The sequence below is a fragment of the Aromatoleum diolicum genome (genome assembly GCF_012910955.1).
Lineage (GTDB): Bacteria > Pseudomonadota > Gammaproteobacteria > Burkholderiales > Rhodocyclaceae > Aromatoleum > Aromatoleum diolicum.
In genome coordinates this window covers 1-381 of sequence record NZ_WTVQ01000137.1, presented here as the reverse complement: position 1 = coordinate 381, position 381 = coordinate 1, and the positions used below count along the sequence as shown (strand labels likewise).

Sequence of the window (381 nt, the reverse complement as noted above, 5' to 3'; positions counted from 1 at the left end):
GGGTTACGGTTGCAATACCCTGAACATCTAAAACCGCATCTTCTGGTTTATCTTTGTTGTTCAGCGCTTCAGCAAAACCAACTGCAGTTGGCTGGAAGGATTCGTCCACAGCCAGGAAATCTTCACAGGTCCAGGAGTTGACCGGTTTTTTGTTATCAGCTGCTTTTTGCGCATCCGCTGCATTGCTCACAACTGGCAGAAGAAGCAGACCACCAAGAATAACGCCTAATACTTTTTTCATCGTAATATCCTCAACTATAAAGTGAAAGAGCCGTCACGAATCAATTTCGACACTGAGGTTATAACCTGGTTTTCTGTATATGTCATGTTGATGGAAAATATCAAAATCAGATATTTTTATTTCAATACAATGAGTTACAG

The 381-nt window shown here is 40.9% G+C and carries 1 protein-coding gene; it reads right to left on the bottom strand.

The features are described from left to right. Positions 1–241: acid-activated periplasmic chaperone HdeA (gene hdeA, locus GPA25_RS23760; RefSeq protein WP_169262840.1), on the bottom strand; the 241-nt coding region annotated here is incomplete at its 3' end. Between the last annotated feature and the right edge of the window lie 140 nt (positions 242–381).